This is a genomic window from Nocardia bhagyanarayanae (assembly GCF_006716565.1).
Lineage (GTDB): Bacteria > Actinomycetota > Actinomycetes > Mycobacteriales > Mycobacteriaceae > Nocardia > Nocardia bhagyanarayanae.
The window spans coordinates 4,732,494-4,745,287 of record NZ_VFPG01000001.1 but is presented as its reverse complement, the minus strand read 5'-3'; the positions used below and the strand labels follow the sequence as shown (position 1 = coordinate 4,745,287).

The 12,794-nt window shown below is 69.0% G+C and carries 13 protein-coding genes; 5 read left to right on the top strand and 8 right to left on the bottom strand.

Annotated features, from left to right (window positions below):
* The first annotated feature begins 83 nt into the window (after positions 1-83).
* On the top strand, positions 84-1,508 hold the full coding sequence (locus tag FB390_RS20470) for an amidase (protein ID WP_141810384.1): 1,425 nt from the start codon (positions 84-86) through the stop codon (positions 1,506-1,508).
* A gap of 24 nt (positions 1,509-1,532) precedes the next feature.
* Here the strand turns inward: FB390_RS20470 and FB390_RS20465 are convergent, their stop codons facing one another.
* On the bottom strand, positions 1,533-2,630 hold the full coding sequence (locus FB390_RS20465; RefSeq protein ID WP_342780420.1) for an ABC transporter substrate-binding protein: 1,098 nt from the start codon (positions 2,628-2,630) through the stop codon (positions 1,533-1,535).
* Between the two features lie 566 nt (positions 2,631-3,196).
* Here FB390_RS20465 and FB390_RS20460 point away from each other — a divergent pair.
* Together FB390_RS20460 and FB390_RS20455 are read left to right on the top strand one after the other, a co-directional pair.
* The gene (locus FB390_RS20460; protein ID WP_141810382.1) at positions 3,197-3,841 is read left to right on the top strand and encodes a hypothetical protein; all 645 of its coding nucleotides are present in this window, start codon (positions 3,197-3,199) and stop codon (positions 3,839-3,841) included.
* Complete coding sequence (locus FB390_RS20455) at positions 3,838-5,154, top strand: nucleotidyl transferase AbiEii/AbiGii toxin family protein (protein ID WP_221639328.1); 1,317 nt, start codon at positions 3,838-3,840, stop codon at positions 5,152-5,154. Before FB390_RS20460 ends, FB390_RS20455 begins: the two co-directional genes overlap by 4 nt.
* A 434-nt stretch (positions 5,155-5,588) precedes the next feature.
* Here FB390_RS20455 and FB390_RS20450 read toward each other — a convergent pair whose 3' ends face one another.
* Positions 5,589-6,074: a MarR family winged helix-turn-helix transcriptional regulator gene (locus tag FB390_RS20450; protein WP_141810380.1), complete on the bottom strand. Its 486-nt coding sequence runs from the start codon at positions 6,072-6,074 to the stop codon at positions 5,589-5,591.
* Positions 6,075-6,119: 45 nt separating this feature from the next.
* On the opposite strand from FB390_RS20450, the gene FB390_RS20445 reads away from it, so the two are divergent.
* Positions 6,120-6,488, top strand: coding sequence for an antibiotic biosynthesis monooxygenase family protein (locus FB390_RS20445; protein WP_141810379.1), 369 nt, complete (start codon positions 6,120-6,122; stop codon positions 6,486-6,488).
* Between the two features lie 67 nt (positions 6,489-6,555).
* On the top strand, positions 6,556-7,344 hold the full coding sequence (locus FB390_RS20440; protein ID WP_141810378.1) for an oxidoreductase: 789 nt from the start codon (positions 6,556-6,558) through the stop codon (positions 7,342-7,344).
* Positions 7,345-7,427: 83 nt separating this feature from the next.
* Here the strand turns inward: FB390_RS20440 and FB390_RS20435 are convergent, their stop codons facing one another.
* The 6 genes from FB390_RS20435 to FB390_RS20410 form a co-directional block, all read right to left on the bottom strand.
* The gene (locus tag FB390_RS20435) at positions 7,428-8,495 is read right to left on the bottom strand and encodes a YeiH family protein (protein ID WP_141810377.1); all 1,068 of its coding nucleotides are present in this window, start codon (positions 8,493-8,495) and stop codon (positions 7,428-7,430) included.
* 116 nt (positions 8,496-8,611) lie between these two features.
* Positions 8,612-9,379 carry a DUF8020 domain-containing protein gene (locus FB390_RS20430; RefSeq protein WP_141810376.1) on the bottom strand — a complete coding sequence of 256 codons (768 nt, stop codon included), beginning with the start codon at positions 9,377-9,379 and terminating at the stop codon, positions 8,612-8,614.
* 18 nt (positions 9,380-9,397) lie between these two features.
* Positions 9,398-10,054 carry a 3-oxoacid CoA-transferase subunit B gene (locus tag FB390_RS20425; RefSeq protein WP_141810375.1) on the bottom strand — a complete coding sequence of 219 codons (657 nt, stop codon included), beginning with the start codon at positions 10,052-10,054 and terminating at the stop codon, positions 9,398-9,400.
* Position 10,055: 1 nt separating this feature from the next.
* Complete coding sequence (locus FB390_RS20420; protein WP_141810374.1) at positions 10,056-10,820, bottom strand: CoA transferase subunit A; 765 nt, start codon at positions 10,818-10,820, stop codon at positions 10,056-10,058.
* A complete protein-coding gene (locus FB390_RS20415) occupies positions 10,817-11,410 on the bottom strand; it encodes an RBBP9/YdeN family alpha/beta hydrolase (RefSeq protein ID WP_141810373.1) in 594 nt (197 codons plus the stop codon). Before FB390_RS20415 ends, FB390_RS20420 begins: the two co-directional genes overlap by 4 nt.
* A gap of 24 nt (positions 11,411-11,434) precedes the next feature.
* The gene (locus FB390_RS20410) at positions 11,435-12,775 is read right to left on the bottom strand and encodes an MFS transporter (RefSeq protein ID WP_141810372.1); all 1,341 of its coding nucleotides are present in this window, start codon (positions 12,773-12,775) and stop codon (positions 11,435-11,437) included.
* Between the last annotated feature and the right edge of the window lie 19 nt (positions 12,776-12,794).

Genomic DNA, 12,794 nt, shown 5'->3' with positions numbered 1-12,794 from the left:
CGCGTCCGTCGATCGACGGACGCCGCGCCTCGCGCACCGCCCTAGGTTCTCCCGCACCAGCACAACGAACCGGGAGGTTACCGATGGATGTCGCCGATTACGCCGGACGAGACGCCACAGAGCTCGCCGAGCTGATCCGGCAAGGCCAGGTCAGCGCCGCCGAGGTGCAGGACGCGGCCGCCGCCGCGATCGCGCAGGTAGACCCCGAGCTCGGTGCGGTCGCGGGCGAGGTGTTCGAGCGACCGCTGGCCTACGACGCGGCAGGCCCGTTCGCGGGAGTGCCTTTCGCGATCAAGGACCTCATCCTCCACGCGGCAGGCGTGCCGCAGCGCAACGGCAGCCGGTTGTTCGGCCCCGGCGTGGTCCACGCCGACGACACGGCATTGATGACCCGCTTCCGGCGAGCGGGACTGGCGGCGATGGCGGTGACCACCTCCCCCGAACTCGGTTTCAACGCCACCACCGAAGCCGTGGCCTATGGCGCGCCGACGCGCAACCCGTGGGACCCGACCCGCGCCGCGGGCGGATCCAGCGGCGGCGCAGCGGCATTGGTCGCCGCCGGAGCGCTGCCATTGGCCCATGCCAACGACGGCGGCGGCTCCATCCGCATCCCGGCCGCGGCATGCGGGCTGGTCGGACTCAAACCGAGCCGCGGCCGCATCTCCGCCGGACCCGACTACGCCGATCCGCTGCTGGGCATGGGCGTGGAGTTCGCCGTCACCCGCACCGTCCGCGACTGCGCGGCGTTGCTCGACGCCGTGCACGGCAGCGAACCCGGCGACAAGTACCTGTTTCCCGCCGAGACGGCGAGCTACCGCGAACTGATCTCGCACCCGGTGCGCGCACTGCGCATCGCCGTCGCGGCCGACGTCTCCCAGGCCGACCCCGCCTGCGCCGACGCGGTCCACCGCGTCGCCGAACAATTGACCGCCCTGGGGCATCACGTCGAGGAAGCCGCTCCCCGCATCGACGCCGAAGCCTTCCATCACGCCAATCTCGACGCCTGGTGCAGCTTCCTCGCCCACACCGTCACCACCGCGGCGAAGGCGCTGGGCATCGACCCTGGGACCGACCATCTCGAGGCCACCACCCGCGCCTGCGTCGCCTACGGCGCCACCAGGACCGCGGCGGACCTGTACGTCGTAGAGGAGACGTTCAATCTCGCGCGCCGTGAAGTCGCCCGGCTCCTCACCGACTACGACCTCTACCTCACTCCGACCACTGCCAGCCCGAATCTGCCACTCGGCCACCTCGACGCGGACGACTCGGCCTTGACCGCACACGAGTGGTACCGCAAGATCTTCGACTTCGCGCCCTTCACCGCTCTGTTCAATGCCACTGGCAATCCGGCGATCTCACTGCCCTTGGCCCGCTCGGCCGAGGGCTGGCCGATCGGTGTGCAATTCGTCGCCCCCTACGGCGACGAGGCCACCCTGCTCACCCTCGCCGCCGATCTCGAACGGCGATTCCCCTGGCGCCAGCATCGCCCGGCGATCCACGCGCACTGACCACAGGCCGATCGATCGCGTCGCTCAGCCGCTGATCAGTTCGGCGGTGGGACGCAGTCCGTCGACGCGGCCAGGGGTGATCACGGCGAGTTCGTAGCCGTGGCGTGCGGACGGCTGCCATTGGCCACCGGCCAGCGGCACGACGGCGACGTTGGGGACCGGTCCCGAGGTCCAGTCCAGCCGTCCCGCCACCGTCTCCACGTCGGTGCGGCGCAGGGCCGCGGCGACCGAGGCAGGGTCGGCGGGGTCGTCGGCGATGCGCAGTGCGTGAACGGCGACCTCGAACAAGGCGTGCGCGAGGCCGAGGGGCTGCAACCACTGCCGGCCGGTCCGCTGTTCGTAGGCGTCGGCGAGTTCGGCGGCGGTGAGCCCGTCGATCGAGGATCGGTACGGGTGGCCGGGCGACCAGTAGACCAACGTGCCCACGTTCGCTTGCGGGGGCGGACCGTCCGGGCCGGTCGAGCCCGGCGGGTAGGCGAGCCAGCGCGAGCAGGTGATCAGGCGGGGTCGCCAGCCGGAATCCGCTGCGCTGGTTCGGAAGAGCTTCAGATCGCGGGCGGTGGCGGCGCTGGTCACCATGTCGACGCCGGCCTCGCGAAAAGAAGTCAGATGGGCGTCGAGGTCGGCGGCGGGCTCGCGATAGGCGTGGGGGTCCACGAGCTGGTGACCGCGTGCGCGGGCCGCGGGTGCGAAGCCGTGGCGGTCGTGGCGGGACCACGCGCCCTGCGGGCCGTCGTTCCACAGGCAGCCAACGGTACGGCCACCGCCGCCGGCGCGCTCCCATAGATCGGCGAAGACCTCGGCGATATCGTCCAGTCCCCAGCAGAAGTGAAAGGTCCGGCTGAACGGCCGCTCGCGGTCCGCACCCCGCCCGTAGTAGTACACCTGCCACGGAAAGGTGCTCGAGATGCAGACGACGCCGAGTTCTTCGCAAGTGTCGGCGACCACCGGCAGAACCTGCGTGCCCGCCAGAGTGAGAACGATGACCGCCCGCTCGTCGCGGACGAGCTGGACGACCGCCTCCCGCGCTCCTTCGGCGGTGGACCTGCTGTCACGGCTCGCGAGCCGGAGCCGATTGCCGTGCGGCGCCATGCGCTGAAGTTTCGGCTCCAGATGCGACATGACGAAGTCCAGCGGGTCGCCCAGACTCGACAGCCGACCCGAACGAGCGACTCCGACACCAACCGTCAGATCGCGTGAGACAGAATCCGCGACAGGTCGGTCGCCCGCCGCATTGTTCGCACCCGCCTTGCTTCCGTTCATCGCATGCCTTTCGGTGGAAGTAGCACCTGAATGCTGTCGGCTGCGCCCGCGCGGTAGGCCACGCGCGGCGTTGTCAGCGGTATCGAGAACCTCGATGACCGACGCCGCCGACCACGGGCCGAGCTACTGCCTCGACTGTTCCGGAAAGATCAACGAACGGTTGTTATAGCCAAAAGGTATCACCGGTTCTGTCGGTGTGTTGGGCTTGTCGTGACGAACGGCTGATGATCGCGCGAGGCGCAGTGCTCGACGGAGCGCCGCCGACCGGAGCCGTTGCGCGAGACCAGGGCGGCGTGCCTGATCGAACGGTGTAGGCCACGCCGCACCGGCACCGCAACCGCGGCAGGGGTCGCGGCGGAGAGGCCGACCCCCGGCGACCAGAAATACGGGCGACGGCGGGGTGCCTGCTTTGCGATCATGACCGGGTGACCGCATCGACGATCTTCGACGGCGACTTCGAAGCGCACCTCACAGTACGCGGCGCCGACGCCGAAAAGCTCGAACACTATGCCGCGGCAACGGGTTCGAAGTTCGTGCACATCGTGCTCGCGCGCGGTCGCGTGACCGAGCAGCCCATGCTCACCATCCGGGAATCCGGCCCCTTCGCCGCGGTGCGGGATTCGGTCGTGGCATCGCGGAACCGGCTGGAGGCGGCAGGTTTTCCGGTGGTCCGCACCAAGATCGAGGCCGTGCCGTCGGCCGCCGGAGTGCCCGCCACCGACGCCGAGGCCGTCGCGCTGGGCGACAGCTACTACTTCGAGCACCACATCAAGTTGCTGCTGGACCCCGACACCGACACGAGCGCCTTGGGCCACCTGGCCGCAGCGCACGCGGCACATCTGTCGGTGAATGCCCGGCGCGTCCGCAACGACGGCCTTGTCGAGCGCTTCGTGACCCAGCGGTGCCGTCTGGTGGGTGCGGCCGTCGCCGCCGCCCGCTGCACGGCCCTGGTGACCGCGCTCGAGGCGGAGAATTACCGAATACTTTCGGCTGAAAGAGAATTCGTCGTGTACGACAGTGACGAGTCCATCGATTCCGGATGGATCGACGAGCACGAGGAGCGATCGTGACCACGGAGGCGGACCGCTCGTGGAAGGAGCTGGGCATCGGAGGGTGGTCGGCGGACGCGGTCGTGCCGCACGATCCTCCGACGGAGCAGATCAGGACATGGATCGGTCTACCGCCGACACTGCGCCCGGTCCGGGCCGACGGCGTGCGCCAGACGCCGGTGTTCGACCCCGCCGCGAAGTCACATTTCGCGGCCATGCGCCTGACCGATCCCAGATTCGACGATCCGGAGGTCGCGGCGGCCTGGTTCGCCGCACGCCGCGCCGCGCTGGACACCGTGCTCGCTGCCATCGCCGCTTCCCCGTGGGCCCGTGATCTCATGCTGAACGGCAGCGCACTGCTCCGCGCCTGGCTCGGGGAGCGGGCTCGCGAGCCCGGCGACCTCGATTTCGTTGTGCTGCCGCGGGACTGGGAGTTCAACAGCGACCGTACGGACCAGCTGCTGACCGATGTCGCCACACGGGTCGCGGCCGCGACCGAGGCTCCGGACAGCCCCATCCGCGCCCGGGCAGAAGACGCCGTCGAGGACGACATCTGGACCTACGATCGGGTGCCTGGCCGCCGCCTCGTGCTGCCGTGGTCCGCGACACGCTCCGGGATTCCCGGCGGCACCGTGCAATTGGACTTCGTGTTCGACGACGCGCTGCCGCAGAGCCCGCAGTGGACCGAGATCCCGCGACTGGGCACCCCCGGCCCGCCCGGCACCCTGCTCGCCGCCACCCCAGACCTCGCCCTGGCCTGGAAGCTGCTGTGGGTCTACACCGATGCGTTCCCGCAGGGTAAGGATCTGTACGACGCCGTACTGCTGGCCGAGCACCGCACCCCCGATGCGGAACTGCTGCACACCGTGGTCCCGAACCTGTCCCTGTGCAGTCTGTTCGAGCGCGGGACCTGCACCGAATGGGACGAATTCGCCAAGGACCGCCCCGACCTCGCCGGCCGAGAGGAGGCCTTCGCGTGGCGGCTCGTGATCGCCCTCGACCCGGCCGTCACGGCCGGCTTCGGCGACTGGCGCAAGCGCTGGTCCGAGTCCATCCGCTCGACCGCGAAGACGATCACGGACCGAGCGTCGGATCCGGCATCCTTCGACGACGAGCTCGCGTGCCATCCCTGGCACTCGACGATGTACCAGCTCCTCGTCCTCCAAGAGAAGCACGACTGCTCCCTCATCGAGGCCGCGGACCGGCTTGCCGCCGCGCGACGCCGGAGCTGCGATCCCACAACCACCACACGGATCGACCCGCGCGCTATCGCCGAGACGCTACAGGGCTGGCGCCGCTCCGAGGCGCCGGAACCGAACGACGCCACCCCGTAGTCGCCCTCATCGGATTCGGCCGCGCGGGAGTGATCGCTCGCGTAGCGAACCTCCCTTCCATGGTCGGGGCACGTGTCGTTCGCCATGCCACTCACCGTTGCCCGCCGACTGTCGCCGAGCCGAAGTAGCGCACTACTTCGATTCCATCGCTGCCTGAAGGGTCTGAATTCGAGGTGAATCGGTGGCTGGCGCGTTGGTGCCCATGTAGCGGCCACGCTTCCCCGAAACAGTCGTTTTCGTCGGTGTCTCCGGGGGAATTGGCGTAGTCGACTACCCGTGTCAACCCCTGCCGAGGTTGGCATTCTTGGAAGCGCGAGACGAACAAGAATCGATTCCGTCCATCGGACCTGAACGACAACGAAGTCGGTGCGGCTGCCGGCGCAACGGCGCGGCGACATCCGCCTGAGTCCGATATCGAACCGGCCTTGGCGGGCCTACACCGAGGGGGTGGCTCGCCGCCGACGTTGGAGGCCGGGGTGGATGCCCGGCGGCAGCCCGGCATGCGCGGACAGGCGGCGCAGTTGCTGGACCAGGTGAGCACGCTCGGCATCGTCGAGCGGGGCGAGGATTTCGTTCTCGATGGCCTCGGCTTCGGCTTCGGCGGCGGCGAGTGCCCAGCGAGCCCGTGCGGTCAGATGGACCGCATGGGCGCGGCGGTCGGTGGGATGCTTCGCGCGGCGTACCAGTCCGCGTTCTTCCAACTCGTCGACGAGCCCGACCATGGCGTTGCGGTGCACTTTCAGCAGATCGGCGAGTTCCTGCTGGCTGCGCCCGTCGACCGCCGCCAGGTGGCTGAGGATTCCGAAGTGCGCGGGTTCGAGACCGAGCGGTGCGAGCCGTGCGGTGAACAGGTAGGCGATGTGGTGGCCGATCTGGGACAACAGGAAGACTCCCCGGTCGTCCAACGGCTGATTCGGCACACGTCAACAGTAGCAGGGATCCATATTGTCACTTAAGATGACAATATGAGTCTCCCAACCGGACACACCTCGGCCGGCACCGAGCAGCCGGTAACGCTCGTCAACGCCTTCTCTGTACCGATGTCGCAGAAGGATCGATTCCTCGACCGCTGGAAGGACAACGCGCGGTGCATGGCGTCCGCCCCGGGTTTCCTCCGCGCGCGCATGCTCCAAGCGGTCAGCGACAAGGCCGAGTTGACCTTCATCAACGTCGCGGAATGGGCCAGCGGCACCGCCTTGGACGCGGCTCGAACCGACCCGGAGTGGCAGCGATCGATCAAACGGTTGACCGACGACCCCGAGCTCGACGTCACCCCGCGTCCCATGGTCTACCGGACCGCGATCGACGTGGCGCCCGGCGACAAGCTCCAGTAATCGCGGCTACCGACCGCGCACCAGCCGGTCCCCGAGACCGGACGAGAATTCGAGAAGGGTTGTCCCCATGGATCTGGATCTCACCGGAAGGACCGCCGTCGTCACCGGCGCCGGGCGCGGTATCGGTCTCGCGGTCGCGGAGGCGCTGGCACGCGAGGGCGTTCGCGTGGTCGGCGGCGCTCGCACGATTACACCCGAATTGGAAAAAGTCAGTGTCGCAACGGTTTCCGCCGACCTTGCCACGAGCGAGGGAGCGCGAACACTCATCGGCACCGCGCTGGCGGCGCTCGGTGAGATCGACATCCTGGTCAACAATGTCGGTGGCACGAATCAGGATCGGAATGGGCTCGGCGGATTTCTCGACACCGACGACGACCGGTGGCGACGCCTTCTCGACCTCAACCTCTTCAGCGCCGTCTGGACCGCACGCGCCGCCCTGCCGAGCCTGCTACGCAGACGTGGCGTCATCGTGAACGTCTCGTCGGTCAGCGCGCGGCTTCCTTCGGTGGGCCCGGTCGGCTACAGCGAGGCGAAAGCGGCGCTCACCGCGTTCAGCAAGCGGCTCAGCGAGGAATTCGGGCCACGCGGCCTCCGGGTCACCACCGTCTCACCCGGAGTCGTCGGCACCTCGGTCTGGCGCAGCTCCGACGGTCTCGGCGCGGCAATCGCTGCGCGACAGGGCATTACACACGAGCAGTTCCTGTCGGCGATGCCCGAGCAATTCGGTATCGCCTCCGGCAGGATCGCCGAGCCCGAGGAACTCGCTGAACTGATCACCTTCCTGGTTTCGGACAAAGCCGCCAACATCGTCGGCGCCGATTACGCCGTCGACGGCGGCACGGTGAAGACCGCGTAGCCCACGATTACCGGACCCGAGCGAACATCCCGATCGGCATCGTGCACCCGGCGCAGGGTGTGGTGTCGGCGCCGGGAGACTGTTCAGGCGGTGAGCAGGGCGCCGGCGAGGGCGATCGAGGTGATCCAGGCCGTCGACGCGGCGGCCAGCAGGAGTGGGCGGATGCCGATTCGCGCGAGAGTGTGCAGCCGGACTCCGGTGCCGAGGGCGAACATGGCGGCGGTGAGCAGAGCGGTCTGGGTGAGACGCGCCGCGTCCAGGACTGTCGCGGAAAGCACGCCGCTGGTTCGTAATCCCGCGCAGACGAGGAACGCGAGAACGAACAGCGGAACCAGTGGCGCGGAGCGGCCTTTCGCCTGTTCGGCGTTCCGGCGGCGCAGCTGCCAGCTGATAGCGGCCAAGACGGGCGCGAGCAGCGCGACGCGAGCGAGTTTCACCACGACGGCGACGGTCAGCGCGGTGCCGCCGAGCGCGCCGCCCGCGGCGACGACTTGCGCTACTTCGTGGATCGCGGCGCCTGCCCAGACGCCGCTGGCGTGTTCGTCCATTCCGATCGCGTGCGCTGCGGGCGGGAGGAGCGCGATCAAGAGGGTTCCGAAGGCGACGACCAGTGCCAGTGTGGTGATGAGCTCTTCTTCTTTGGATTCGACCACGCCGTCGACAGCGGCGACCGCGGCGGCGCCGCAGATGGAGAACCCGCAGGCGATCAGTAGGCGTTGGGTCCAGCTCACACCCAGTAGCCGACCGAGCAGCATGGTCGCCCCGATGCCAAGGACGACGACCGCGACGACGACGGCGAGGGTGGCGGGTCCGAGCCCGAGGATGTCGGTGAAGGTCACCTGTAGGCCCAGCAGCGCGACGCCGATGCGGAGCAGTCGTTTGGCGCAGAACTGCAACCCGGGTTGGATACGTTGCGGCAGCGCAACGACATTGGCGGTGACCGCGCCGGCGATGATCGCGATCAGCAGCGGGCTGGCTCCGGCGATCCACCGTGCCGTCATCTCGATCACGAGGACGGCGAGCGCCGCGAGGGCGATTCCGGGCCAGTGCGCGTGTAGCAGGCCGACGGCGCCGCGTCGGTGATCTTGCTGCGCTCCTGGCGGCTGGTCGAGCCGGGCGTGGGGATTCGGCGCGGACGTGTGGTGGGCCATGGTCCTCGATCGGTGGTCGATGCGGCGGGCGGTAGGGATTCCTCGCGATTCGCGGCGAGCGCCGCACGCCGCCACAGCCACACCGGGCAAAAGTCCCGGTGTGGCTGTGGCACTGGTTATTTCGCTTGCGGTGCGGGCTGCTGCGCCGGGTCCTTGCACTGGGCGAGCTCAGGCGGGCACGGTGCGAGGATGGTGGAGAAGTATTGGATGGCGGAGAACAGGGTGATCGGTCCGCCGGCCAGCACGATCCCGGCCATCGAGCCGACCGCGCCGAGGGTGGCCATGCCGAGAACGCATCCGGCGATGGTCGCACCGACGAACGGCACCAGCAGCGCGATCAGCGGGCTGGAAATGGTCGCTCCGGCCGCCGCTCCGACCAAGCAGCCCACTCCCCCACCGAGGACGGCGCCGAGCACGGCACTGACAGCGGCGCCGATGGCGGCGCGCTGGGCGAAGACGCCGAGCGCTTGGGCGTCGCGGGGAGTGAACGATTCCGCGATCTGGGACGCGGCTTGCTCGACGGTCACGATGTCTGTCGCTGCCACCGGTGTGACGCGTTGGGGATCGTCCTTGGACGGCGTCAGTGTCGCGGTGGTGTCGTCGACGCGAGCGGTGATCGGGTAGGCGGTGTCATCGATCCGGTAGCTCAGCGGGATGGCGGCGACGAATCGTTCGTCGCGGTCGACGAGAACGAGTTGTTGGTCGAGCTGACGCAGTGTGCCGTTGCTGATGGTCAAGACGGCGGAATCGCCGGAGCGGGTGACTTCGTAACGCACCGCCGCTGCGTCGGGATCGTCCGCCGTCGGCGCGGCGTGTGCGGTGGCGGCGGTCGCCAGCGCCGCGGCGGCGAGCGCGGCCGTCACGGCCGTGTTCCTCATCTTCATGACGTGTTTCCTTTCGGTTCAGGCCACGGTGGTCAACGGCGCGGCGGTGGCCGCCCGGACTTCGGCTTCGGTGACGCCGGGAGCGCATTCGCGCAAGACCAACCCGGCGGCAGTGACGTCGATGACGGCGAGATCGGTGATGACGCGGTGCACCACCTTTTCCCCGGTCAGCGGGAGGGTGCAGTGGCGGACGATCTTCGGCGCACCGGTCTTGTCGGTGTGTTCCATGAGCACGATGACCCGCCGAGCGCCGTGCACCAGGTCCATCGCGCCGCCCATGCCCTTGACCATGCGACCCGGCACCATCCAGTTCGCCAGATCGCCGGTGGCGGAGACCTGCATGCCGCCGAGAACGGCGGTGTCGATGTGACCGCCGCGGATCATGCCGAAGCTGGTCGCGGAGTCGAAGAACGACGCGCCCGCGAGCACGGTCACGGTCTCTTTGCCCGCGTTGATCAGATCGGCGTCGACCTCGGCCTCGCTCGGGTAGGGGCCGGTGCCGAGGATGCCGTTCTCCGAGTGCAGGGTGACGCGGACGCCGTCGGGCAGCTGGTCGGGAATCATGGTCGGCAGCCCGATGCCCAGGTTGACGTATTCCCCGGCGCGCAGTTCCCGCGCGGCGCGCGCGGCCATGGCGGTGCGGGACCAGCCGCGAACGGTGATGGCAGTGGACATGTCAGTGCTCCTCGGCGACGGTGCGTTTCTCGATGTGCTTGGGTTGCGCTCCGGTATGCACGACACGGTCGACGAAGATGCCGGGCAAGTGGATGTGTTGCGGGTCGAGATCTCCTGCGGGGACGAGGTTTTCGACCTGGGCGAGACAGATGCGTCCGGCCGTGGCGGCGAGCGGATTGAAGTTGCGTGCCGACTTGTCGAACACCAAGTTGCCCTCGGCGTCCCCGACGAGCGCGTGAACCAGTGCGTAATCGGCGGTGAGAGCCTCTTCGAGCACGTAACGCCGATCGCTCCACCGGCCGCCGAAGGTGCGCACCTCCTTCGGTGGCGAGGCCAGCGCGACCGAGCCGTCGGGCGCGTATCGCCAGGGCAGCCCACCCTCGGCGACGGGCGTGCCGACGCCTGCGGGGGTGAAGAACGCTGGGATGCCCGCCCCTCCGGCGCGCAGTTTCTCGGCGAGTGTGCCCTGCGGCGTCAGCACGACTTCGAGTTCGCCGGACAGGTACTGGCGCGCGAACTCGCCGTTCTCTCCCACGTAGGACGCCGTGATGCGACGGATTCGCTTGTCCGCCAGCAGTATTCCCAGGCCGTGCTCGTCCGTGCCGCAGTTGTTGGAGATGATGTCGAGGTCGGTGACATCGCGGGCGGCCAGAGCCTCGATGAGCGCGTCGGGGATGCCGCACAGTCCGAAGCCGCCGACCGCCAGAGACGACCCGGAGGCGATGTCGGCGACCGCCTCGGCGGCCGAGGCGACGATCTTGCTCACCGGGCGGCCTCCGCACCGGCCGAGGCGACAGCGGTCAGCTCACCCAGCAGTTCTTCCGCGCCCGGCCAGTAGCCGTAGCCGGAGGCGGGGTTGAGGTGGCCGACGTCCCCGAGGTCGACCAGGCGGCTGCCCCAGGCCTCGGCCATGCCCGCCACCCGTCGAGACGACGCGAGCGGGTCGGTGGTGGAGGCGGCCACGATGCTGGGGAACGGCAGCCTGCGCCGTGGAATCGGGTTCCAGCCACCGGCCTCGAGCTCCTGGAGTGCCGGATAGCCCTGCGGCAGGGGCGTTTCGAGGTCCGGCGGCGTGGCCAGCAGGGCGGCGTGCACAGGGCGGGACGGCCGCTGCGCCCAGTGCACGGTGATCATCACTCCCGCGCTGTGCGCGACCAGCACCACGGGACCTTCGATTTCGGTGAGGACGCTGTCGAGCGCGGCGACGCGAGCGGCGAGTGAGAGCCGGTCGTGTTCGAGCGGCGCGACGGTGCGGACGTTGTCCAGTCGTTCGGCGAGCAGGGTCTGCCAGTGTCCGGGCACGTGGTCGCGCAGTCCGGGCACGATCACGACGGTGGGTTCGGCAGTGTCGTTCATGGTGTGCGGCTGTACCTTTCGAGATCAGTGCGAAGCCGTGGAGTCGACGGCCGCGAGGCGGCGCAGGCCGGCGGGGTAGACGCGTTTGCCCAGCAACAGGGCGGCGATGGCGCCCAGATAGGCCAGTGGCGCCAAGCGCAGCGCGGTCGCCAGACCGAGGTGATCGGCGAGGACGCCGACGACGAAGGGACCGAGGGCGAGCCCGAGCAAGCTGTTGGCCAGGGTCAACGTGCCGAAGGCCGACGCGCGCACCGAGGCATGGGTGAGGTTGGCGACCATGGCCGCGGTGGGTCCCGACGAGCCGCCGGAGAAGAAGGCGCCGACACCGATCAGCAGCAACTGCGCCGGGCCGGTTCCGAGGCTGAAGCCCACCGCAAGACAGAACAGCGAGATGGTGCAGAACACGATGGCGGCGGACCATTTCCGGGACATGTCCGCGCGGCCGACGCGGTCGGTGATCATGCCGCAGCTCACCATCCCGGCTCCGACGAGCAGCACGAACACCGAGGCGATCGCGCCCGCTCGATCCGGGGCGAGGTCGTAGTGACGGTTGAAGAAGCTCGGCATCCACGACAGCAGGACCGCGGCGGTGAAGATCTGCATGGCGCTACCCAGATAGGCGCACAAGACAGCGGGATTGGTGAACAGCGTCGAGACCGGTACGCGAAAACTGTTGCCGCCCTCAGGTCGTCGCTGCGTGGCGTCGGTGGCGTTCCGCGCGAGTTTCGCCTCGGTCACGACGGCGCGGAACACCAGTGCCAGGATCAGGCCGAAGATCGCCATGGTGGCGAAGGACCAGCGCCAGCCCAGCTGTACGGCGATGATTCCGCCCAAGCCGACGCCGAGCACCGACCCGAACGAGCCGCCCGCCATGAACGCACCGCTCAGCGCGGCATGCGCCCGCGGGGCGAAGACGCTGAGCACAACGGCGATGCCGACGCTGCCGTAGGCCGCCTCGCCCACGCCGACCAGGAAGCGGGCGGCCAGCATCTGCTCATAGCCCGCGGCGAGCGCGCACAGCAGGGTCGCGGCACTCCACAGAACGGCCATCAGGACCAGGCTGCGTACTCGTCCCCAGCGGTCTGCCAGCACCGACAGCGGCAGGGTGAGTATCCCGACCATGAGCGCGACCACGCTGGTGAGCGACGCCAGCTGCGAATCCGACAGTGCCCATTCGGTTTTCAGGAAGGGAAAGACCGCGCTGAGGACCTGCCGGGACATGTAGTCGGCCAGCAGCAGTCCGAAGGCCAGCGCGAAGACCACCCACGGATACCGGCGACGGGTGCGCGGTGCTGGGGCGGCCGCCGTGGCCGGGGCGGAGACCGAGCGGTCATCCGCCCCGGTGGCGGTAGTGTGCAACTCCATTGGTGCTCCTACGAATCCG

What these genes read in the sequence shown, in the direction of transcription:
- FB390_RS20470 (WP_141810384.1), top strand. Translation starts at nt 84, where the DNA reads ATGGATGTCGCCGATTACGCCGGACGAGACGCCACAGAGCTCGCCGAG.
- FB390_RS20465 (WP_342780420.1), bottom strand. Translation starts at nt 2,630, where the DNA reads ATGTCGCATCTGGAGCCGAAACTTCAGCGCATGGCGCCGCACGGCAAT.
- FB390_RS20445 (WP_141810379.1), top strand. Translation starts at nt 6,120, where the DNA reads ATGAGTCTCCCAACCGGACACACCTCGGCCGGCACCGAGCAGCCGGTA.
- FB390_RS20440 (WP_141810378.1), top strand. Translation starts at nt 6,556, where the DNA reads ATGGATCTGGATCTCACCGGAAGGACCGCCGTCGTCACCGGCGCCGGG.
- FB390_RS20435 (WP_141810377.1), bottom strand. Translation starts at nt 8,495, where the DNA reads ATGGCCCACCACACGTCCGCGCCGAATCCCCACGCCCGGCTCGACCAG.
- FB390_RS20430 (WP_141810376.1), bottom strand. Translation starts at nt 9,379, where the DNA reads ATGAAGATGAGGAACACGGCCGTGACGGCCGCGCTCGCCGCCGCGGCG.
- FB390_RS20425 (WP_141810375.1), bottom strand. Translation starts at nt 10,054, where the DNA reads ATGTCCACTGCCATCACCGTTCGCGGCTGGTCCCGCACCGCCATGGCC.
- FB390_RS20415 (WP_141810373.1), bottom strand. Translation starts at nt 11,410, where the DNA reads ATGAACGACACTGCCGAACCCACCGTCGTGATCGTGCCCGGACTGCGC.
- FB390_RS20410 (WP_141810372.1), bottom strand. Translation starts at nt 12,775, where the DNA reads ATGGAGTTGCACACTACCGCCACCGGGGCGGATGACCGCTCGGTCTCC.